The sequence below is a fragment of the Romboutsia weinsteinii genome (assembly GCF_002250835.2).
In the GTDB taxonomy this organism is placed as follows: Bacteria; Bacillota; Clostridia; order Peptostreptococcales; family Peptostreptococcaceae; genus Romboutsia_A; species Romboutsia_A weinsteinii.
In genome coordinates this window covers 78,144-102,011 of the sequence record NZ_NOJY02000013.1, presented here as the reverse complement: position 1 = coordinate 102,011, position 23,868 = coordinate 78,144, and the positions used below count along the sequence as shown (strand labels likewise).

General features: G+C 31.2%; 19 protein-coding genes and 1 riboswitch. Of the genes, 16 read left to right on the top strand and 3 right to left on the bottom strand.

From position 1 onward, the window contains the following. Positions 1-111: 111 nt before the first annotated feature. The 3 genes from dapB (at position 112) to CHL78_RS09645 (ending at position 3,029) form a co-directional block, all read left to right on the top strand. Entirely contained in the window at positions 112-873 is a 762-nt protein-coding gene (gene dapB / locus CHL78_RS09655; protein ID WP_094365920.1) for a 4-hydroxy-tetrahydrodipicolinate reductase, read from the top strand. A 47-nt stretch (positions 874-920) separates the two neighbouring features. After that, positions 921-1,655: a 2,3,4,5-tetrahydropyridine-2,6-dicarboxylate N-acetyltransferase gene (gene dapD / locus CHL78_RS09650; RefSeq protein ID WP_094365919.1), complete on the top strand. Its 735-nt coding sequence runs from the start codon at positions 921-923 to the stop codon at positions 1,653-1,655. 183 nt (positions 1,656-1,838) lie between these two features. Further along, the gene (locus CHL78_RS09645) at positions 1,839-3,029 is read left to right on the top strand and encodes an aspartate aminotransferase family protein (RefSeq protein ID WP_094365918.1); all 1,191 of its coding nucleotides are present in this window, start codon (positions 1,839-1,841) and stop codon (positions 3,027-3,029) included. Positions 3,030-3,163: 134 nt separating this feature from the next. On the opposite strand, the gene CHL78_RS09640 is transcribed toward CHL78_RS09645, so the two are convergent. Further along, positions 3,164-4,324, bottom strand: coding sequence for a cyclically-permuted mutarotase family protein (locus CHL78_RS09640; RefSeq protein ID WP_094365917.1), 1,161 nt, complete (start codon positions 4,322-4,324; stop codon positions 3,164-3,166). Positions 4,325-4,739: 415 nt separating this feature from the next. Here CHL78_RS09640 and CHL78_RS09635 point away from each other — a divergent pair, with 415 nt between their 5' ends. Then, positions 4,740-6,740: a protein kinase domain-containing protein gene (locus CHL78_RS09635; protein WP_094365916.1), complete on the top strand. Its 2,001-nt coding sequence runs from the start codon at positions 4,740-4,742 to the stop codon at positions 6,738-6,740. 88 nt (positions 6,741-6,828) lie between these two features. Here the strand turns inward: CHL78_RS09635 and CHL78_RS09630 are convergent, their stop codons facing one another. Then, on the bottom strand, positions 6,829-7,191 hold the full coding sequence (locus tag CHL78_RS09630) for a C-GCAxxG-C-C family (seleno)protein (RefSeq protein WP_094365915.1): 363 nt from the start codon (positions 7,189-7,191) through the stop codon (positions 6,829-6,831). Between the two features lie 33 nt (positions 7,192-7,224). On the opposite strand from CHL78_RS09630, the gene CHL78_RS09625 reads away from it, so the two are divergent. The 3 genes from CHL78_RS09625 to CHL78_RS21105 all read left to right on the top strand — a co-directional run bounded on the left by CHL78_RS09625 (position 7,225) and on the right by CHL78_RS21105 (position 13,923). After that, the gene (locus tag CHL78_RS09625) at positions 7,225-7,563 is read left to right on the top strand and encodes a rhodanese-like domain-containing protein (RefSeq protein ID WP_094365914.1); all 339 of its coding nucleotides are present in this window, start codon (positions 7,225-7,227) and stop codon (positions 7,561-7,563) included. A gap of 224 nt (positions 7,564-7,787) precedes the next feature. Further along, a complete protein-coding gene (locus CHL78_RS09620) occupies positions 7,788-13,070 on the top strand; it encodes a fibronectin type III domain-containing protein (protein WP_116041423.1) in 5,283 nt (1,760 codons plus the stop codon). 1 nt (position 13,071) lies between these two features. Further along, positions 13,072-13,923, top strand: a complete 852-nt coding sequence (locus CHL78_RS21105) for a hypothetical protein (RefSeq protein ID WP_243446411.1) — start codon at positions 13,072-13,074, stop codon at positions 13,921-13,923. A gap of 355 nt (positions 13,924-14,278) precedes the next feature. On the opposite strand, the gene srtB is transcribed toward CHL78_RS21105, so the two are convergent. After that, positions 14,279-14,965 carry a class B sortase gene (srtB, locus tag CHL78_RS09610; protein WP_116041420.1) on the bottom strand — a complete coding sequence of 229 codons (687 nt, stop codon included), beginning with the start codon at positions 14,963-14,965 and terminating at the stop codon, positions 14,279-14,281. A 257-nt stretch (positions 14,966-15,222) separates the two neighbouring features. On the opposite strand from srtB, the gene CHL78_RS09605 reads away from it, so the two are divergent. From CHL78_RS09605 to CHL78_RS09565, 9 genes are all read left to right on the top strand, one after another. Beyond that, a complete protein-coding gene (locus tag CHL78_RS09605; RefSeq protein ID WP_116041418.1) occupies positions 15,223-15,837 on the top strand; it encodes a response regulator transcription factor in 615 nt (204 codons plus the stop codon). A gap of 256 nt (positions 15,838-16,093) precedes the next feature. Next, a riboswitch (cyclic di-GMP riboswitch) is annotated at positions 16,094-16,177 on the top strand. A gap of 42 nt (positions 16,178-16,219) precedes the next feature. Then, complete coding sequence (locus tag CHL78_RS09600; RefSeq protein ID WP_094369262.1) at positions 16,220-16,900, top strand: response regulator transcription factor; 681 nt, start codon at positions 16,220-16,222, stop codon at positions 16,898-16,900. A 108-nt stretch (positions 16,901-17,008) separates the two neighbouring features. Further along, positions 17,009-17,734 carry a hypothetical protein gene (locus tag CHL78_RS09595; protein WP_094369261.1) on the top strand — a complete coding sequence of 242 codons (726 nt, stop codon included), beginning with the start codon at positions 17,009-17,011 and terminating at the stop codon, positions 17,732-17,734. A 15-nt stretch (positions 17,735-17,749) separates the two neighbouring features. Then, positions 17,750-18,670: a hypothetical protein gene (locus tag CHL78_RS09590; RefSeq protein ID WP_094369260.1), complete on the top strand. Its 921-nt coding sequence runs from the start codon at positions 17,750-17,752 to the stop codon at positions 18,668-18,670. Between the two features lie 201 nt (positions 18,671-18,871). Next, positions 18,872-19,840: an LCP family protein gene (locus CHL78_RS09585; protein ID WP_094369259.1), complete on the top strand. Its 969-nt coding sequence runs from the start codon at positions 18,872-18,874 to the stop codon at positions 19,838-19,840. 24 nt (positions 19,841-19,864) lie between these two features. After that, positions 19,865-20,545 (top strand): YveK family protein, encoded by a 681-nt coding sequence (locus CHL78_RS09580; protein WP_094369258.1) that lies wholly within the window; start codon positions 19,865-19,867, stop codon positions 20,543-20,545. Between the two features lie 13 nt (positions 20,546-20,558). Further along, the gene (locus CHL78_RS09575) at positions 20,559-21,278 is read left to right on the top strand and encodes a CpsD/CapB family tyrosine-protein kinase (protein ID WP_199534020.1); all 720 of its coding nucleotides are present in this window, start codon (positions 20,559-20,561) and stop codon (positions 21,276-21,278) included. Between the two features lie 27 nt (positions 21,279-21,305). Continuing rightward, positions 21,306-21,989 carry a sugar transferase gene (locus tag CHL78_RS09570; protein ID WP_330408606.1) on the top strand — a complete coding sequence of 228 codons (684 nt, stop codon included), beginning with the start codon at positions 21,306-21,308 and terminating at the stop codon, positions 21,987-21,989. A gap of 191 nt (positions 21,990-22,180) precedes the next feature. Further along, positions 22,181-23,860 carry a phospho-sugar mutase gene (locus CHL78_RS09565; protein ID WP_094369256.1) on the top strand — a complete coding sequence of 560 codons (1,680 nt, stop codon included), beginning with the start codon at positions 22,181-22,183 and terminating at the stop codon, positions 23,858-23,860. The last annotated feature ends 8 nt before the right edge of the window (positions 23,861-23,868 follow it).

The window sequence follows — 23,868 nt, the reverse complement described above, 5'->3', positions numbered from 1 at the left end:
ATAAATATTAAAGAATATAATAAGCTATCAATAGATGAAATAGTAAAAAACTAAAGTGAAATAATAAAATACTAAAGATATTAGTAAACTGTATATGATTGAGGTGACATAATGCTAAGGTTAGTAATAAGTGGTTGTAATGGAGCTATGGGTAGAACTTTAAATGAAGTTATAAATGATTTAGAGGATGTAGAAATAGTTGCTGGAATAGATAGAAGTATAGATGCTTTTGAAAATTCTTATCCTGTATACGACAACCCTTCTAAAATAGAAGAAGAGTGTGATTGTTTGATAGATTTTTCTAATCCAAGCAATTTAAATGGATTATTAGAATATGGAGTAAAAAATAAGGTAGCTTTAGTAATAGCAACTACTGGTTTAAATGAAGAACAAGAAAAAAGTATAGAAGAAGCATCAAAGCATATATCTATATTTAAATCTTCAAATACATCTTTAGGTGTAAATGTTTTAATAAATTTAGTAAAGCAAGCAGCTAATGTATTAAGTGAATCTTTTGATATAGAAATAATAGAAAAGCATCATAATAAGAAGGTAGATGCTCCAAGTGGTACTGCTTTTATGATAGCAAATGCTATTAATGAAGAGCTAGATAATAAGATGGAGTACAACTACGGTAGAGTAGGAACTGATGCAAAGAGAAATGAAAAAGAAATAGGTATCCATGCTGTTCGTGGTGGAACTATACCAGGAGAACATACTGTGATATTTGCAGGTATGGATGAAATTATAGAAGTAAAACATACAGCAATGTCTAAAAAAGTATTTGCACAAGGAGCTGTAAGAGCTGCTAAATATATTGCAAATAAAGAAAATGGACTTTACTGTATGGATGATTTAATAAATAATAGATAATAAGTGGTAAACAAAATACTATAATGAAAAAGGGAAGGATAGATATTATGAATAACAACGAAAACAAAATACAAGAAGAAAATCTTACAGATCCATATGCAATAGCAAGATTTATAAAAAATGCTAAGAAAAGCACACCTGTAAAAGTATATATAAAAGGGAATTTAGAAAATGTTGATTTTGCAGGGTTAAAAGAATTTGGAGATAATAGCTTTAAGATAGTATTTGCTGAGTATGATGAAATACAACCAATACTTGAAAATAATAAAGATGCTATAGAGTACTTTGAAATAGAAAATGATAGAAGAAATTCAGCTATACCAATGTTAGATATGAAAAACATAAAAGCTAGAATAGAGCCAGGCGCTACTATAAGAGATAGAGTAAGCATAGGTGAAAATGCAGTTATAATGATGGGTGCAGTAATAAACATAGGTGCTGAAATAGGCGAAAACACTATGATAGATATGAATGCTACTGTAGGTGCTAGAGGAACTATAGGTAAAAATGTTCACGTTGGAGCAGGTTCAGTTATAGCAGGTGTGCTTGAGCCACCTAGCAAGACTCCAGTTATAATAGAAGATGATGTTATGATAGGAGCTAATGCTGTTGTACTTGAAGGTGTTAGAGTTGGAAAAGGTGCAGTTGTTGCTGCTGGAGCAGTTGTAACTTGTGATGTTGAGCCTAATACTGTTGTTGCAGGAGCACCAGCAAGAGTTATAAAAGCTAAGGATGAAAAGACTTCTGAGAAGGTACAAATATTAGAAGACTTAAGACAATAGTAAAATATTTGAAAAGGGCATAGATAATCTAGTTATTAGGTTAGATATGCCTTTTTATATACATATAGAGTGTAATTAGCTATCAGACTAAGAATATAAGTAGCCAATATAGGTGAAGCAAATTAGATAATAAGATAAAGAATGTAGAGTAGACAGTAAGAATTTTATGCATAGGAGTTAGATATGAGAAATTTATATGAAGAAGATAAAAAATATGTTTTAAATACTTATAATAGATTAGACTTAATGATAGAAAGAGGAGAAGGTTCATACCTTTATGATGTTGATGGCAATAAATATCTTGATATGTACTCTGGAATATCAGTAAATAACTTAGGTCATGACAAGGGAATTGCTGAAGCTATAGCAAAACAAGCTATGAAGTATATGCACTTATCTAATTACTTTGTAAGTGAGCCAGTGGTTAACCTTGCCAAATTATTTGTGGAAAATACTTTTGCATCTAAGGTTTTCTTTACAAATTCAGGTACTGAATCTAACGAGGCTGCTATTAAGCTTTGTAGAAAATATGGAAAAAGATTTGGTGAAAATAAACATGAGATATTATCAGCTTATAATTCTTTCCATGGTAGAACTAATGGAGGAATGGCACTTACTGGTCAAGAAAAGTATCAAAAGGCTTTTATGCCAATACTTCCTGGAATCGGGTACTTTGAATATAACAACGTAAAGTCTTTAAGAGACAAAGTAAGTGAAAATACTTGTGCTGTATTTTTAGAAATGATACAAGGTGAAGGTGGAGTAGTTGAGGCAAGTTGTGAGTTTGTAAGTGAACTTGTTAATTTATCTAAAGAATATAATTTCTTAATAGTAGTAGATGAAATACAGACTGGTATGGGAAGAACTGGAGATTTACTAGCTTATGAAAAGTATGATTTTACTCCAGATATAGTGACTGTATCTAAGTCAGTAGGTGGAGGAATACCACTAGGAGCTATGCTTGTTTGTGAAAGATTAGAAGATGTACTGCATCCTGGAGATCACGGAAGTACATTTGGTGGAAATCCTGTATCTTGTGCTGGTGGAGAGTATGTGATGGATAAGTTAGTTAATACTAATTTATGCCAAGAAGTAAAGGAAAAAGGAGTTTATCTGGTAAGTAAGCTTAAAGAACTTAAAGAGAAGTATCCTAATGTTATAAAAGATATTAGAGGTAGAGGACTAATGATTGGAATGGATGTTGGAGAGCATGTAAATGCTATAAAACAGATATCTCAGGGGAAAAATCTACTGTTGAACTCTACAAGTAATACTATCATTAGATTATTACCATCTTTATGTATAAGTAAAGATGAAATAGATGAATTTTTAGAGATATACGAAGAAGTATTAAAGCAAGTTTTTAAGAAATAAAACAATAAAAAGCGCTAGATTTTAGGGGGCAGCCTTAAATCTAGCGCTTTTTACTATTACCTTATACGAATTTGAGAGAAAAAGGGACAAATTAGTATATTATATTTTAATATTTAAAAATATAATTGGCTTAATTATATAGATGAATCTAATTCAAACACTAAAGTACCAGAGTAAGTTCTGTTAGTTCTAGTACCTGGTTTGATTTCACCATTTATAGAGAAGATATAATCTTCATCAAGTATTAATCCTTCTCCACATGGAGCCTCAAAAGGTATTTCTCCTATAGACTTCCACTCATCTTTGGCTGAATTGTAAATTAATGTCTTTTTATTCCAATTAAACTCCTGTGGGTCAGTACCAAAGTACTTTTCTTTAAACTTAGCTAATTCTTCATCTTTTAAGGAGTTTAAGTTTTTAACTGCATCATCATAAATTTCTTTGTTAAACCCACCGATTACAAGCATCTCATCTTCATTAAGCTTTACAGAGTTTGCTCCTAGAAGTGATATTTTCTCATCTTCTATTTGAACATCAGACACTTTTGACCAAGTGTTTTCTTTTATATTGTATTTGTATCCATCAGTATAAGCTATTTTATCTCCACCACTAAATACATATATATCACCATTTAGAACTTGTGATACTGCTTGATTACGAGTAGCTTCGCCAGGAATTGGTGCTAGTTCTTCAGTTTTTCCTGTTTTTATATCAAATTTATAGAACTTGTTGCTAGGTTCTCCATTTTGCTTTCCTAGACCAACATAAATATTATTATCAGATTTTACAGAAACACCATCACTAAAAGTAAATGGTAAGTCTCCTATTGATTTTGAAGAAAGTTTCCCTTTTTCATTAGTTGTAAATAAAGTTACATTGTCAGCTTCTTTTTCATCGGGGCTTCCACCTATGTAGTAGACTCCTTCTTCTGTAGTTATCGAACTTCCGTATCCTATTTCATACTTTAAAGTAGTGTGGTCAACTTGGTTTAGTTTACCGTCTTTTGCTTCAAGTACATAAACATCTGGATAGTTTTTTTTTGCACCACCCTCAGCAGGTGATTTCTCAGGGAAGTTAGCTCCTCCACCTACTATTATATAGTCACCAGCTTTACCAGAAAGTAGGCCGGCAGTACCTATATTTTTTTCAAAACCTTTTTGTGGTTCAAGATCTCCTGCATGTTCCCAAAGGATTTTTTTTAGTTCTGTTTTTTCAGTAGCATTTGCGTCACTACAAGCTGTCAGAGTCAAAGATGTCATCATTAAGGCAGATACTGCACATAATAATTTTTTCATTTGAATACCCCCATGATAAATTTTAAAAGAAATTGAAAGATAATTTCAAATTCTTAGGTTATAAGTTAATACTAGCATGAAAACGATGTCAAAACAACAATTAAATTTCAGAAGTTTTTAGAAATCTTACAAAATATGAAATTTAATTTTAAAATCAGGGATTGTTTTGGGAGAATTTAATTTAAGTAATGTAATATTTTAGGCAAGAAAATATTACAAGTAGGATGTGTTTTATAGTAAATTTTATAAGTTTTATAAAGTTAAAATATTGATGCTAGGGAAAGCTTGGTATTACTTGTTTATATGGTGTATTTTTTATCGGAATTCGGCTAACAAAACTTGAAGGATGTGCAAGTTAGAATATCGAATAAAAATAAACTTAGGTTAAAAATTTGATTAATTGGGGGAGGGACTTATGGAAGATTTTTTTGAAAAGTACGAATTATTAGGTGTTGAGAAAGAGTGCGAATCCACCAAGATATATAAGGCTAGGAATAAGGTTGATGGCAATTTTGTTTGTATGTATTTACTGGCAGATGATTGTTGTAGTGAATTTATAAATGATGTTTATGATAATTTAGATATGTACAAAAATATTAATAATGAAAATATAATGAAGATATATAATACAGGAAAGTGCTTAATAGATGGTGTGAATTACTATTTTATTGAGAAAGAGTATATAGAAGGCAAAAGTCTTGATGATATATTAAAAGATTTAGGAAGATTAGATGTTGATAAGGCGTTGATAATAGCTAGACACATCTTAGATGGTCTTGATTATTTTTATAAAAATAAAAGCTGTGATGGAAACTTACGACCTAGAAATATATTTGTAGGTACTGATTCAGAGGTGAAGCTAGACTTATTAGTCTATCCAAAGCATGATGAGTGTGACTTGGGTTATACTTCACCGGAGCAGGCAATTGTAGATTATATTACTATTTATGATGATATATATTCACTAGGGGCGATACTGTTTAGGATGATTACTGGAAGACTGCCCTTTGGAGAGTTTGAAAGTAGGGAAGATGTGTTTAAGGTTGTGTCTGGTGGGCTTTATTTTAAGGAAGAAGACGGGCTTGATGATAAGTTGAGATATTTGTTTGTGAAGTCACTTCAGGCTAGACCTTTGGATAGATATTTTGATTTACAAGAGTGGATGGTTGATATAGATGAGTATTTGAAGAGTATGGAAGAAGACCGAAAAATTGTAGTTATTGATGGGTCGGATGTAAATACGTATCACTTAGATGATGAGATATTACCTGAAGATATTGATAATTGTAATGATACTCTTGATATTGACGAAGATATAAATGTGATTAATAGTGATGGAAGTATTAAAGATATAGAGGATGTAGTTAAAAATGTAGAAAATGACTTAGGTTACTTGGAGGGAGAATTTGAGGATGACTCAATCGAGGGCACAAGTAAAGAGGTTGAAAATATTGATGAAGTAGACTGTGATCAACAAGTAGCAGAAGTGATTAACATGAATGTAGTAAACACTCAAAATGACGAACTATTAGAATCATCTAATATGAATAGTAGTAAGATAGATACTGATAAATACTCATATACAGATAATGAGCTACATATTGATGATAAGAATGACTATAAAACTGAAATTATGGAAGAAGAAAATGATGAAGATGAAGAAGTAGAAGTAGATGGTGATGATGAAGACTACGGTAGTGAGAAAGGTACGAAAAGATTAAAGGTTATGGTAGGAGTACTTAGTGTGGCTGTTTGTTTGGTGGGAGTAGCATCATTTACTTTTATCAAAGATATGGTGGGTGGAAGTGAATCACATGATGATGGTAGTTCACAAGGAGAGCCTGTGATTAATATGGATGATAGTGAAGATGAAGAAGATCAAAATCAAGATGCACCAACAGTAGATAACAATGAAGAAGATGCAAATACAAATGAGGAAGAAACTAATCCCGAGGAAAGTAAGACTCAAGAAGAAACTAATCCTGGAGAAAATACTACTAATCCAGGTAACAACACAGATAACAATCATACTAATAACCAAAACAATAATCAAAATAATAATGGTAATAACAATAATTCAAATAATAACAACTCACAAAATAAACCAGAAGATGGAAATCAAAATGGTGGTAACAATAATGGCGGGAATAATGGTTCAAACAATGGAAACAATAATAATGGGAACAACGGTAACGACAATAACAACAATAATGGGTCAAATAACAATGGCTCAGATAATAATGGTGGCACAGAAGGTGGTAATCCAGAAAGTCCAGAAAACCCAGCAAATCCAGAAAATCCAGATAATGGAAGTGATGGTAACGATAGCAATAATCAAAATCCTCCAGCTGATAACCCTAGTGATAACAATGGAGAAGGTCAACAACCCCAAGCAGACCAACCCGCTGTTCAGTAATCATAAGGTTAATAATATACAGTTTTGCTTTTAATAAAAAAAGATGCTTACTATAAGATTATAGTAAGCATCTTTTTGTTATATATTCTTAGTTTGCTAATATTTCATTTAATGCATCATATGTGAAGTTTATTATATCATCACAACCTACTTTATTTCTTTTTAGATCTGCGCATATTTCTGTATTGTATCTATCTCTCACACTTTTCATTAGTGTTTTAGAGTATTTTCTTGCTTCATTTTGTTCTAGATTACCTTCACGGCCTTTTAAGTATCCTATGATTACAACTGCTGCATTGACAGCTCCACATACACTTCCAACTGTCATACCAACACCCATACCACTCCCTATAGCTAATGGTATATCTGCATTATGTTCTTCATTACAAGATTTTATTAGTCTGAGTTTTTTTATATTTTTTATTAAAATAAGGTATGTGAATTTTATCAATTAAAGAAAAGTACATTAATGGAGGGTAAATACATGAGTTTTTTAGGTAGTTTATTTAATAAGAAGTATGAAAATATTGATGGAATAAAGGTTAACAACATTATAAAAAATAATAGAGATGTCTTAATTTTAGATGTGAGGACTCCTGGTGAGTTTGGTTCAGGTCATATACCAAAGTCTAAAAATATTCCTGTAAATGAGTTGAGCTTAAGAGTTGACTCCTTAGATTTGTATAAGGATGAAGATGTAATTGTTTATTGTGCTTCTGGTATGAGAAGTGCTAGTGCTGCAAAGATTTTGTCTAAGTACGGATTTAATAAGGTATATAATTTAAGTGGCGGATTAGGGAGTTACAAGGGTAAGTTGAAGTAACAAATAGGTTTATTAATAGATGAGGTGTAAAGCGAGAGGTTAATTTCTATGCTTTACACCTTTTTTATTTAGGTTATGAGGAATATATTACATTGGAAACTATGTATAACAGAATTAATTTTTATCATTTCAAGACAATAAAATGACAAATATTGTAAAAAAATGTTAAAATATAATTTATTGTAATAAATTATAAAAAGTTAAAGTATGAGGGAGGTTAGGGTATGAAAAAAAGAAAAATATCATGCTTATTAGCTTTATCTATGGTAGCATCAAGTGCACCTGTATATGCCAATAATGTGGAAGATATGAGCTTAGAGCCTCAAGCCAAAGAGAGCTCAAAATTAAATATAGTCGGTAATTTAGAGGCTGATATAAACTTTGCATTACCAATAAAAAACACAACTAAAGATAATACAAATATGAAGTTATCGATTAAGGTAGGTTCAGAGATTCAAGAAATAAGTTTGGGAGGCAATAGTTCAAAAGAAGATGGAGTAGTTCAAATCGGTGGAAATAGTGTAAAGTACTCAGTAGAAAAATTAAACCATGATAAGACTCTTTTAAAAGATGATGATACGAGAGTATATTACTATCATGTAGTATTTTACGATTTGCCATGCGATACATATACACTAGAACTAAGTGGCGAAGGATTTAAAACACTAAAAACTGAGAACATACAGTTACTTGGATATTCAAAAAGAGTAATAATGAACAATAAAGAGAACTTCTTATTTGGAGACTTTGATAAGGATGGAAATGTTACTCAAAAAGATTACGACGAAATATTTGAAAATTTAGAAACTAAAAATCCAGATTTAATTAAAAAGTATGACTTAAACAAAGATCAAAAGGTAGATATAACTGACTTATCTTATGTATATGAGAATATGAATATAGAATTAAAAACAGTTATTATAGAAGATACAAATCCAATAATAGAAACCTCTAAAATAATTTTAAATTCTCAAAATACAAATCAAAATATTCAAGGTAGCATAGATGACCTATTTAGTGAAGATACAGTAGTATCAATAGGACCTTTAGACGATGATGGAAATCCTGTAGAGATATCTGAAGCTAATCCAGCAAAACTAGATATGGAACTCTTAGAACCTACAAAGATGGATCAGATAAAGATAAAAGCTCCAAGTGCAGGTGCAGGATACGTAGAAATAGTCGATGAAAATGGAAAATCTCAGACTGTAAATTATGGAAATAATATGTCAAGAGAAGGTCAGGTTTATTCTGTTGTTAGAAATGCAGATGAAGGAACTATAAATATAAACTTAGGCCAGCAAATAGCAGTAAAAAAGATTAGTATAGTAATAACAGAGCCAACTACAAATCCAAACCTAGCAGAAATAGCAAAAGTAGAGTTTTTAAATAATGTCTACACAGAAATTCCCGCACCACAAATGAACATACCTAATATAAATAAAGTAGTAGCAGAAGATGAAATGATAAATGTTCAGTGGGATAAAGAGCCAAACGTAACAGGATATGAAATAGTACTAAAGGGACAGATAAAAGGAAAAGTAGAAGAAAAAAGAGTACAAACAAAGTTTAATACCGCAGAGTTTACAGGACTAGAGAATTACAATGATTATGAAATAAAAATACAGTCATTAAATGGCGAGTGGCAAAGTGGATTCTCAAGTCCAATTACAGCCAAGCCTGTAGCAACATCAAAGCCAGAATCACCAGATGGTGTAAGTATAGAAGAGGATTACAAGGCTCTTAATGTAAGTTGGAAAAAAGGTAAAAAAGCAAAGACATATGACGTGTATTATAAAGTAAAAAGTGACACTGAAAAACTAGAGTGGATAAAAGCTAATAGTACTGAAATATCAGGAACAAGCTATAAAATAACGGGATTAGAAGATAAAACTACTTACGAAATAGCTTTAACAGCTACTAATGAGATAGGTACAAGTAATATGTCAAAATCTTACTTAGGAACAACTAAGGATCTTATGCCACCAGAGATGACAAATTATAATCTTATAAATATACCTAAAAAGGATGCAGTAGACGGTGAATCTCCAACTGAGCATATTGTTGATGTAGAGTATACAAATTGGAATTCGGGTGATCATCCAAATGGAGTAGAGAATAAATTTTCAGTTGTAGATAATGACTATTCTAGTTTCTGGTCGTCAAGTACTTGGAATACATCACATGGTACGGGACCTCTTGTTACTCTAGATAAGGAATATACAATGGATACAATAAGGCTTACACCTAGATTAGATGGAAGCTTTGGAGAAGGACATGCTTATGATTATGTACCTGTAAGATATTTTGATAGTAAAGCTAATAAGTTTGTAAATGTAAATGCAAGCTACACAACAAAGAAGAGCAACGGTAAGGCATATTTTGAAGTGAAACTTCCTAGTCCAATAACTACTAACAAAATACAAGTTGCTATGAGAATACATCCATCTTATGCTCCTTACTCAACAATAAGTGAAATCAAATTTTATAAATATGACAGCCTAGAAGATGAAGTAAGTGGATTGTTCAAGGATGAATTGCTAGTTGAATTACACGATAATGTAACGCAAGAATTAATAGATAGCTTAAGAAAGAGAGCTAACACAGAAGATCCATTAACAGGTGACTTCCATCCGAATAAGTCGGTAATACTAGAAGAACTAAAGTTAGCTGAAGATATATTAAATGATAAAAATATAAGTAAAGAAATACTTACAATAAACCAAAATATAAACAATGGAACTAATAATTTAGGACTTTCAAATGACTGGCAAGCATTAGGTATGAGTGTTAAATCAGGAGATGAAATAGCCGTATATGTAGGTACAGAAGGAAACATTCTTCCTGAAATAGCATTTACTCAGCACAATGGAGAGAGTGGTAAGTTTATTAAAACAATGAAGCTTAAAAAGGGTAAGAATATAATTCAAGTACCTGAAATTCATAACTTAGATGTGGAAAGAGGAGGAACTATATATGTTAGATACCCAAATCAAAATCCATCAAATAAGACAATAAAAGTTCGTGTAAGTGGAGCTAAAAAAATTCCTCACTTAGATGTTTACTCAAACATAAATGATAAGTCAAAAGAAGCAGAAGTAAAGGCAACTATTAGGGAATACATAAAGGAATTAAAAGCATATGTATCAAAGTTACCAAGTTTATATCCGTCTGTGAATAATGGGTTAGAAAATAAATATACTTATGATGAACAAACTAGTATATTAAATACAACTGATATAGAAGGACATAGTGCAACACTTAACATACCTGCTACTCAAGTACTAAAATCATTAACAAAGGGGATTGAATCCAACGAAGATGAACAAGTTAATAGATTGTATAATGGAATGCTTGCATGGGAGCAAATAATGAACTTAACTTATGCACAAAGAGGTGTAAGTGAAAATCCAGACTTTGACTCAAATGGAACTATAGATACTAATGAACGTAAGCATCTAAAACCAAGAACTAGAGTGCATATAAAATATCAAAGAATGTTTGAAGGTGCATTTATGTATGCTTCATCACACCATGTAGGTATTGGATTTGGATCTACAGGTGGCATGGTAAGTGGACGTCCATATGAACTTAATGAAGATGGAAGTGCTAAAGAAGGTGGTCAATTATTTGGATGGGGGATTGGACATGAGATAGGTCATGTTACTGAGATGCCAGGTATAAAGTTTGCTGAGACTACAAATAACATGTTACCTCTACTAGCTCAAACTCTAGATGATAAATCTCATTCAAGAATAGAATCTGAAGGAAGATATGAGAAAGTTTATAACCAGGTTACATCAGGTACTGTAGGTATGCCAAATAATGATATACATTTAGCTATGTATTGGCAGTTACACTTAGCATATGATCACAATTCAACAATATCAATGTTAACAACAGACACAGATAGTAATCCAAATAATGATTCGTATTTTGCTAGGTTGTCAAAAAGAATGAGAGAAGCGACAAAAGAAGAACTTAATATACCTCTAGAACAATCTATAATAAGATATACTTCAGATGCAGCAGGTAAAGACTTAAGAGAATTCTACTTAGCTTGGGGGCTAGTTGCGGATAAGGCAACTAATACTTACTTAAATCAAAAATCTTATCCAAAAGAGGAGAGAAAGATACAATATATAAATGATGAAGCTAGAAGAAGAACTTTAAGTAAAACAGATACTATGAATAAGTCTACAGAGGTAGTAGCTAATTTTGAAGATGGTATAAAGTCTAATACTATTGTAGCTAATAAAGATATAAATATAAAATTAGGGGTAAGTGAAAGTAAAGATAAAATACTTGGATATGAAATATACAGAAATGGAGTACCGGTTGGGTTTACTACAGAAGATACATTTACAGACTCACTAGGTGCAATGAACAACAGAGTTGTAAAATATGAAGTTATAGCTTACGATTATGCATTAAATCAAACTGAGAAATTAGATCTAGGAGAAATAAAAGTATCTCATAAAGGTGAGCTTAGTAAAACAAAATGGGCTGTAGAAACTAACATGAGCAGTAGTGAAGATAAAAATGACTCGGATACACCTCATGGTCCAGTTCCTAATCCATCAATAAATAAGGTTATAGATAACAAAAAAGACACTGTATTTACTGGAGCAAAAGTAGGTAATCAAGATCCATATGTAATAGTAGATATGAGAGAAAGACAGCCTATAGTAGGTATCAAGTATACAGATACTACAAGTAGTTCAATAAAAAATTATGAGGTATATGTAAGTAATGACAAGGAGTCATGGACTTTAGCAAACAAAGGTAAGTTTTTAAATAGTGAGTTAAACCCTACAGAAACTGTATACTTCAATGAAGAAGGATCAAGTGGAGGACAACAGCTTTGGACTCATCAAGCATCTTATGTGAAAATTGTTGCCAAAGGAGCTAAAGATGTATCAATCGGCGAGTTAGATATAATAGGACCTCCAGGAGACAATATAGAAATAGGAAATAAAAATAGTTCAGGAAACTATGTAGATGGAATTGGAACACTTAAAAATGATTTTGTTTATGAACAATCATCGGGAGCTAAAATACCAGCAGGTTCTGTAATAATAACTGGAGAATATCGTGGGAATCCTGCTTACAACGTACCATTATTAAAAGATGAAGATGGATATGTAGTAGGAGGAGAATCAGAAGACGTTGTAAATGCAATACTTTTAGCTAGTATACCAGACAATGCACACTTAGGAGAAATAAGTAGTGGAACTTGGATTTATTGGATAGCACCAGAAAACATTGAAAAGCTTACATCAAAAGTGAAGGCTGAATTATATAGGGTTAATGATGCTGTAACTAATGAAGGTCAAAGATTAGTAAGTGATAGTTTATATGTTGATATACCTAAAAATTTACCTGAAATAGATTTTACAACTTCATTTAAAGGTAAATCTAAAAAGGCAGTAGTGCACAACAATAAAAAAATGATAAAAAAAGTAGCTAACAATGTTTTAAAAGATAGTGAAGGGGAGGAGAAATAAGATGAAGATAAAAAAAGTAATCAAGCCTCTTATTATAACTGGATTAATGTCCTCATTATTAATTTCTAATACATATGCAAGTAACTCTGCTAGCTTAGAGCGTGTAGGTGTAAATGGAGATACTATAAATGTGTCAATAAAAGAAGCAAATGTTATAGCAAAGTCTTTTCAGATTAGTTTAAAGATCGAAGGAGATGTAAAACTAAAAGCTGTAGATTTCTCTGAAGCTATAGATAATAGTGGAAAAGGAATGTATAAGTATAATGAAAGTAATAATACTGTAGATATATATGTAACATCTAAAGGAAACTTAGTGGATGATAAGAATAGTATAGATATAGGAAATATGCAGTTAGAAGGTACTGATGGAGTGGATTATAATGTAGTTCCTAATTTAGAAAATGGTAAAACTATGTTAAAGCTTTTAAATGATTCTAATAGAGAGACAGATATAAAGTCTGTAGAGGTATTAGGGGATAAAGGATTTAAAATAGATAGTACAAATACGACTCCAGTTCCACCAACAGAGCCAGAGAAGCCGACGGAACCGGAAGAGCCAACAGATCCAGAGGAGCCGACGGAACCGGAAGAACCAACAGATCCAGAGAAGCCGACGGAACCGGAAGAACCAACAGATCCAGAGAAGCCGACGGAACCGGGAAAACCAACAGATCCAGAGAAGCCGACGGATCCAGAAAAACCAATAAAGCCAGAAAAACCAGCAACTAATAATAATGGTGTATTAAACAATAAAGATAATCCAACCACAGGAGATGCATCTGTCTTTCCATATATAGTGGCATCAGTAGCTTCTTTTGGAGCAATAGTGCTGCTTAAAAAGAAGAGCAAATAGTTAATAATTATTGTTTCTAACATGAGGGATGAGCTTAATAAATTTAAGTTTATCCCTCATTTATTGTTTAACTATATATGTAATAAAATTTTATATAATAATTTATGATATATGATTCATACATTACTAATCTATAAAACTTTATAAAAACATATCAATTCTCAAGAGAGGATTTTACTAATTTAGTAATAATTATATAATTTAATATTTTGAAAAAATAAACAAGTAAGTTTTATTATCTAAAATAGAATACTAGAATTTATTTATATTAAATATATTAAAAATGTCGTAAAATATTGTTTTCGAGACTTTAGTAACGTAATTAAGTCTTTTACAGTAAATTTTTATTTAAATACTATTCAGATATAAGCTTACCATGTATAACAGTACGAGCATCATTAAATTCATAGCTACAAGTAGAAAGAGTGATTATCTTATCATCAGTACTTACAGGTAGGTCTGAAGAGAATAATGATTTTGATTTTATTGCTTGTAGATAATTTTTGTATTCTTCATCACTGTTAAACTCATTTCTTAGATAATCAAAATCAGGGTTTACAAAGTAAGCTGAGAATACCTCATAAATATACTCTTTGTCATTTTCAACAAGTCTGATTTTGTTGTTTTCTTTCCAGAAGTTTTCATCTTTAAATTTTTCTAATTGAGCAAACATGGTTTTGTTTTTCATGTTATGTCCATAGATTATAAGGTTGCGGTCGTTTTTGTAATCATTTCTATAATCCATAAATATACTTCCAGAACCTAGTTTGTTACTGTAAAAGTCTTTATTTAAATAATAGTTGTTGTCTTTTCCTTGAACTACAGGGTAGTCAATATTTGTGTTGTCTACTTTGATCCAAGCTCTAAAGTCTGGATTGAGAGTAGATAAGTCTTCTTTGCCCGTATTTTTGATTTCTTGTATTTTAGTGTAGGTCTTATCTGCTTCTTTGTAGTCGGTAAGTTTTAGATATATGTTATATCCACAATAGATAATGATTGCTATTAGTACTATATTTACTATCCATCTTATGACGCTTTTCATTAAATCACCCCTTAGATATATTTTAACTTAGTGTATGGGTAAAGTTAAGGTAGATTTATATTAAATTATGCTAATTTTTAGGTAGTCTAAAGTAGTATAAGAAATTAATAAACTGTATAAGTAAATGAGTAGATACAAAATGGTCATATAGATGAATATATATATATCTTAGTATAAGATACCATATAAATAGCAATATATTAAAAAACTAAATATATTGCTATAAATTTTATATAGTAAAACTAAGGGGAATAAAGATGAATTTATTAATAATTTCAAAGTCATTTATTGTAAGCGAATCAATTGCAAGTGTATTTAAAACCGAATTTAATATAGATAAAATTAAGGTTATTTCAAACTTTAACGAAATGCCATCAGATGAACTAAATGAGTATAACTTCGTATTTATGGAAACGGATAAAGATAACTTAATTGATTTAGAAAATATATGTTCTTATAAAAATGTCAATAGTGAACTCAAAATACTTATCTTGGATCTAGGAAAAAATCAATCTACATTTACTAAAGCAACAAAACTTGGAGTAGATGGATATATTATAAATATTTATAATAAGGAAGATTTTATCTACATAGTAAAGCGAATCATGCGTGGAAAGAGTTACTATGATACAGAGATGGTAGAGTCTATATTTAATAAAAGAGGAGAACTAGAGTCAATAATTTTAACTGGAAGAGAAAAAGAAGTATTCAACCAAGTTGTCTATGGTTTGAGCAACAAGGAGGTAGCTAATAACTTACATATTACAGAGTATACTGTAAAAAAGCATATAAGCAGTATATTACATAAGCTTAATCTAAAGAGTAGGCAAGAGGTTATTATATATTATAAAGATAATTATACTAATGTATAATAAAAAATAATTGAATACAATTGTAATTTAACTAATACTTATTAAAAAGTTTTAATTATACAAATTACAACTTATTTAGATAGAAAAAAAAATAATTACATACAGTAAAATTTTTATTAATATAAAAAATGATAATAAATTGAACTATTTTAAAAAAAAATGTAATTTATGTATAGAATTGATGAACGAAAATAGAAGAAATATTATATAAATTATGGTAATATTTTTAAAAGAGAGGTATTATATACTACTTAATAACCGAAAATGAGGCAAGGAAGTATATCCTGTATATGGGCACTTGGGATATATGGAGCCAATAGTGCAACCGACTTTTCTAAACAACAGGAATAAGGCGGTTTTTCCGTTTTTTGGAGGAGGAATTATGAACATTTTATTAGTATCAGAATCTTTTATAATTAGGGAGGCATTATCTAATCTATTTAACAACATGTTTGAAGATGCTTTCATAATATCAATATCCAACATGAGGGAGCTTAAGAGTTCTGCTTTGATAAATATGGATTTTGCATTTTTGGATGTGCATAATAATAGTGTCGATCAACTTGAAGTAGTTAGTGAGATAAAGGAGATGCACAACAATATAAAAGTTATGATTTTAGATTCTAGCAAAAACAAAGACATCTTTGTGAAATCAGTTACTTTAGGATTAGATGGTTATATATTAGATATAGGGGATAAAGATGATTTTATTTATAGTGTTAATAGAATCTTAGGAGGAAAGAAAATATATGATACTGACCTATTACCAGAAGTACTTGATATGGGATCAAGAAATAAAATCGAGATACTAACCATGAGAGAAAGAGAAGTACTATGTTTAGTTAGTGAAGGAATGAATAATAGACAAATTGCTGGAAATCTTCATATTACAGAGTATACAGTAAAAAAGCATGTTAGTAGTATTTTTAATAAGTTAAATTTAAAAAATAGAAAAGACGCAATTATATATGTAAAAGATAATTATAAAATAGTCAATTTGGGGCAAGAAGTAGAGTTTAATAGTATGATGCAATATGGGAAACAAGGAGCATACTCTTTTTAGAAAGAGTATGCTTTTTTATATTAATTTACAATAAAATTGGTAAAATATTGAAAAAAATTCAATCAGAGCATACAATATAAAGGATATAGTCGAAATAGGGGGAACAATATGAAGCTTAATAAAAATGAAAAAAGAATAGTTACTGTGTCTGTACTAGGTACAATAGTGATTACACTTGGTTTTACTATGATGCAAGGAGACACTAAATTCAACCAAAAATCATATGTATCTACTGAAAACAGTGTTGAAGTGTCAAGCTTGAGTAAAGATGATTACGAGGTAATTAGTAGAGTTGATGAAGGAAAGCAGGTTGTTTATAGTGTGTTTTTAAAAAGGGAAATTAGCTCAAAGGAGGCTGCAGAGTTAATTAAAAACCTAAAAAATGAAGAAGAAAAATTCAAAGCAAATTACGAGGTGTGTCTTTTTACAGATAAAGATGTGGCAACTAGTGTAAAGGAAATGTCTATTGAAGAAAGAGGTAAAGTTGTAGAGAAGCTTATTGTTCCAGTAGACGAATCTACTATTAAGATGATGGAGTACAGCAAAGTAGAAAAAGAAATAGATAGCGTACCTAGTGACTACGAGGTAATATCTATGAAAAATATTGAAGGAGTAACTAATATAGAGCTTATGCTTAAAGGTGTAGATAAGGCAGATGAAGCACTGGCACAGATTAAGTTTTTAGGACAAAATATCAAGGAGCTAAACCCAAGTAAGAATATTTCTATACTTAATATAGTGGCTTATACAGATGAAGATAAGAGTAAAAGCTTTGAGTATGATGGAAATTATAAAGATACAGTAATCAAAAATCAATACGAAAAAATTAATTAGAAGAGGGGGATTTTTATGAAGAAAAGAAAGATCGCTGCATTAACAGTAGTAGGTATGGTCAGCAGCACTGCGCTAGTATGGGCAGATACAGTAAAGACTCTTAAGGAAAGTGGAATTGAGTATGTTTCAGTAGAGGAGTTTAGTAAGAAGCTGGGCGGTAAGTTAACAGATAATGATGATAGTATCGTTATTAGTATAGGAACTAATAAGGTTGAGGTTGGTGAAGGTAGTTCTTTTGCCAAGATCAATGATAAGTATGTTGCATTGGATACTGATGAGGTAGATGGATTTGTTGTGCCGAAAGCTACTAAAGCTATGAAAAAGAGTGAGAAGAATTATATACCTGTGGAATTTTTTAAGACTAACAAGATTGGAGATTATACTGTTGGAAATGGTGCTATTACTATAGGCAAGATAGAGATCAGTACTACTGAAGAAGATAAGGAAGATGAGAGTAGAGAATCTAGTCAAGAAAGTGGAACATCAAATAATACTAGCGCAGGGAGTTCTACTAGTAGACCAGGAACTAGCGGATCTGGCTCAACAAATAGACCTAATACTGGAGGATCAGGGAGTAGTTCGAGTGGAAGTGGCTCAACAAACAGACCTAATACTGGAGGATCAGGAAGTAATTCGAGTGGAAGTGGATCAACAAATAGACCTGGAACTGGAGGCTCAGGAAGTGGTTCGGGTAGTAGTGGAAGTACTGGTAATGGTGGATCTAATAACAGTGGTTCAGGAAATGGATCTACTGGAAATGAAGGTGGCAACTCTGATAGTAATGGTTCGTCAGGAGGATCTGGTGGAAGCGGTAGCGATAATTCAGAGAACGGATCAACAGGTAGTGAGAACTCAGGTGGAGGAAATGGCAGCTCTGGTGGTGAAGCAGGAAGTGGCGGAGAAACAGGTACAGGTGATACAATCCCACCGGAATAAATATGTATGAATAATATAAAAAAGTACGTAAAAACATAAATTATAACAAAAGTAAAGAAAAAGTTACAAAAAACATGTCTAAGAATGTCGAATATATATACAAGACATATAAATAATGTTATTATACTGAATGTATAATAATTACAAATATGTAATTAATTACCAATAAACCGAAAAAATATACAAAAGAGGTATAGAAAAATGGGTAAAACTAAAAAGATAGTATTGACTTTAGTAGCATTTCTATTTGCGATTCCGGCAGCAGTTGGGGGATATTTATATTTCAAGTTAAATTCCATGTACGTTCCAGATGAAGACACAAAGAGTAAAAATGAAGAGATAAAAGAAGATGCAAATACAAATAAAGATATAACTAACATACTTCTAGTGGGTGTGGATGGTGACAAGTTGGACAGAGGTAATAGATCTGACTCTATGATGATTCTTACTATAGATAATAAGCATAAGAACTTAAAGCTTACTTCTTTAGCTAGAGATACTTATGTTGATATAGAAGGTTATAGTACAGAGAAGCTTACTCATGCTTATGCTTATGAAGGACCAGAGCTTTTATTAGATACGATAGAGAGTAACTTTGAGTTAGATATTGATAAGTATGTAACTGTAAACTTTGCTTCATTTATAGATATTATAGATATTATTGGTGGAGTGGAGGTAGAAGTAACATCAAATGACTTAACAATATTGAACAATACTATACCAGGTTGTTATGTACTAGATACTAAGAAGGGTAAAGCTCCAATAGAACTAGTAAAAGGAACTGGTAAACAACATCTAAATGGATATCAAGCACTTGCATTTAGTAGAATTAGATACCAAGATAGTGCTTACGCAAGGGATGCGAGGCAAAGAGAAGTCGTAGAGGCTGCACTTGTCAAAGTTCAAAAAACTGGAATAGATGAGTATATAAAGATGTTAGATTCAGCAATGAAAAACACTAAGACAAATCTAAGTCCAACAGATCTTATTTCTCTTGGATACAGAGTATTAAAGATTGGTCAAGCTGATATAAAAAGTATGGAGTTCCCAGTATATAAAAATCCAGCAAATTTAGAAGGTAAAGGTTGGATCATTAAGTGGGATAAGGACAGTAATTTAAAAGTATTAAATGATTTTATATTTAATAATATAGACTTTGAAGAAGAGTAAAAATCTAAGTATAGGAGATAAAAGATGGAAGAAACGATTGACTTAAGAGAGTATTTTTACATTATTAAAAAGAGGGCTTGGATAATAGCTCTTATAACAGTAGTAGCTATGGTAGTAAGTGGTATTATAAGTTTCTTTGTATTAAGTCCGGTATATGAGGCTAGTACTACTTTAATAGTAAGTAGAGATGAGAGTGCTACAGAAACAAATACTGCACTTACTGGTGATCAAATCAATGTTGCTCAGAAGCTTGCACTTACATATGGAGAAATAATAAAATCCAGATCAGTTCTTGATGAAGTTGCAAAAAGCTTAAAGCTAGATATGACATATGAGGAATTGTCAGAAGTCATAAGTGTAAGTTCGGTTAAAGATACTCAAATTATAAAAGTGTCTGTACAAGACACTAATGCTAAAAAAGCTAGTGATATAGCCAATGCCGTACCTAAGGCCTTTACTAGCGAAGTAAAAAGAATAATGAAAGCAAATGGTGTAGAAGTAATTGATAAAGCTGTAACACCAGAAGGTGCAATAAAGCCTAACAAAGTAATGAATGTTGCAATAGCAGCTGTATTAGGTATTATGATAGGTATGTTTGTAGTATTTGTACTTGAGTATATGGATACTAAGATGAAGACACCGAAAGACATAGAAAAGCACTTAGGTATTCCACTACTTGGGGTAGTACCTATGGATAATAAATAGTAGGAGGATGATTATGAGAGTAGTTAGTTATAATAACCCAAAGTCTCCTATATCAGAGGCATATAGAAGCATAAGAACTAATATTGAATTTTCTAATTTTGATGAGGAAGTAAAAACTATAGTAGTTACTAGTTCTCAGCAAAATGAAGGTAAAAGTACTGTTACTGCAAACTTAGCAGTAAGCTTTGCTACACTAGAAGATAAAAAAGTACTTATAATGGATGGTGACTTAAGAAATCCAACTGTACACAGGATGTTTGGTATAAGTAATATTACAGGTGTTACTGATATATTAACTGGAAATAAAGATTTTTTAGAGTGTGTACATACTAGCAAGGTTGAAGGTCTTCACATACTTACTTGTGGTAAGATACCTCCGAATCCTTCTGAAATGTTAGGTTCTAAGAAGATGAAAAAATTTGTAGAAGAATTAAAAAATCATTATGATTATATATTTATAGATGCACCTCCAGTAGGAATAATTACTGATGCAGGTATTATAGCAAGTTATGTTGACGGTACAGTGTTAGTAGTTGGTTCTAAGGAAGCAGATATAGAGGCTGTTAAGATATCAAAGGAAAGATTAGATAAAGTAAATGCTAATATACTTGGAGCGGTGCTTAATAAGTATGAGGCGGAAGGCTCTAGCAATGCTTACTATAATTATTACTATGGACATGATGAAGATCAAGATAAAAAGAAAGGTAAGCATTCAAAGAAGAAATCTGCGTAATTTGTAATATGGGGAGGGATATAAGACTTGAAAGAACAAGATCGAAACTACTATAGCGATGGATCTTCATCCATTGCTATAAGAAAAATACAAATAAGAGACTCTATATTTTATTTATTTATGAAAAGAGTTTTAGATATAGTGGGATCTTTTATAGGACTAATATTATTATCACCAGTACTTTTAATAGTAGCAATACTTATAAAATTAGAAGATCCAAAGGGGAAGGTATTTTTTGCTCAAGAAAGAAATGGGCAATATCCAAAGACTTTTAATATGTACAAGTTTAGAAGTATGGTACATAACGCTGAAGAACTATTAGAACAGTTACAAGGTCAAAATGAAATGGATGGGCCAGTATTTAAAATAAAGGAAGATCCTAGAATTACTAAGATTGGTAAATTTATAAGAAAGACTAGTATAGATGAGCTACCACAACTTATAAATATCTTAAAGGGAGAAATGAGTATAGTAGGGCCGAGACCACCTATACCTAGGGAAGTAGAGCAATATAGTGAATACGAAATGCAAAGATTGTTAGTGAAGCCTGGTCTTACTTGTTACTGGCAGGTAGGTGGAAGAAATGACGTAGGCTTTGACGAATGGGTAGAACTAGACATTAAGTACATAGAAGAAAGAAACTTATGGATTGATATTAAGCTTATATTGAAAACAGTATTTGTTTTATTTGGGGATAGAACAGCAAGCTAATTAAATCAATAATCTATATTGAAGCATCTTATTATATATACAAAAGGCAATAATAATACTTTATACATAAATTTAAGGTATATAAAATAAGACGGATATCAGTTATAGATGATAAATGATACAAACTATTTCTAATAAATTAAGTACTTAGATTACTATGATGTGCAAGTCAGTGCTAGGGAGAATTAGATATGAATTACATAGATACATATAAAGAGTGGACTAATAATAAATATTTCGATGAAGAAATAAGAGAAGAATTAGAACTTATAAAAGATAACAAAGAAATAGAAGATAGATTTTATAAAAATTTAGAGTTTGGTACTGGTGGACTAAGAGGAGTGATAGGCGCTGGTACTAACAGAATAAATAAGTACACAGTAAGAAGAGCTACATATGGACTTGCAAACTATATAATAAAAAAATATGGGCAAGAAGGGAAAGAAAAAGGTGTAGTAATAGCGTATGACAGTAGACATATGTCTAAAGAGTTTTGTCTAGAAACTGCGAAGACTCTATCAGCATGTGATATAAAAGCATATATATTTGATAGTCTAAGGACTACCCCTCAACTATCTTTTGCAGTTAGATACATGGGTTGTATAGCTGGAGTAGTAATAACTGCAAGTCATAATCCACCTGAGTATAATGGATACAAGGTATATTGGAGTGATGGTGGACAAGTATGTCCGGAGATAGCAGAAGAGATAATCACAGAAGTTAATAAGATAGAAGATTATAGCTTAATACCGACTACTACAGAAGATAATGAACTAATAGTTACATTGGATGACAGTGTAGATATAGCTTTTATAGATGCTGTGAAAGATCAAGTTATAAGAAAAGACATAGTAGATAAAGTTGGGAAGAATATCAAGATAATATTTACCCCAATACATGGTACAGGAAACCTACCAATAAGAAGAGTATTAAAAGAAGTTGGGTTTGAAAATGTAGAGGTAGTAAAGGAACAAGAACTACCAGATAGTAACTTCTCTACAGTAGCATACCCAAATCCAGAAGAAAAAGCAGTATTTAATATAGCTATAGATATGGCTAAGAAAAACGGAGCAGATCTAATAATAGGTACTGATCCAGACTGTGATAGAGTAGGTGTAGTAGCCAAAAATACTGATGGAGAATATGTGGTACTTAATGGTAACCAAGTAGGTTCATTATTAGTAGATTACGTACTTACTCAAAAGAAAAAAGAAATAAACCAGCTTAACAATCCTACAATAGTGAAGACTATAGTTACTTCAGAGCTTGGAGCAATCATAGCTAGAGAAAATGGTGTAGGTTGTATAGATACACTTACAGGTTTTAAGTATATTGGAGAGAAAATAAATCAGTTTGAAGAAAATAATGATAAGACTTTTATCATGGGATATGAAGAAAGTTACGGATACTTAATAGGTACTCATGCTAGAGATAAAGATGGCGTAGTATCAGCGTTACTTATATCTGAGATGACGTCTTACTACTATGACAAAGGTATGACTTTATATGAAGGACTTCAAGAGGTATATAGTAAGTATGGATACTTCAAGGAAGAGTTAAAGTCGATAACTTTAAAAGGTATAGATGGTATGGAGCAAATCAAGAGAATTATGAATTACTTTAGAAACTCAAAAATATCTAAAATAGCTAATATAGATGTAAAAGAATTATTAGATTATAAACTAGGAGTAAATAATTTACCAAAATCTGATGTACTAAAGTTTTTGCTAGAAGATGGATCATGGATAGCTGTTAGACCATCTGGTACTGAGCCTAAGATAAAGTTTTACTTTGGATGTAATGGAGACAACCAATTAGAAGTAGATAATAAATTAGAAAAAATAATGAATGAAATAACAACTATGTTTTAAATAGATTG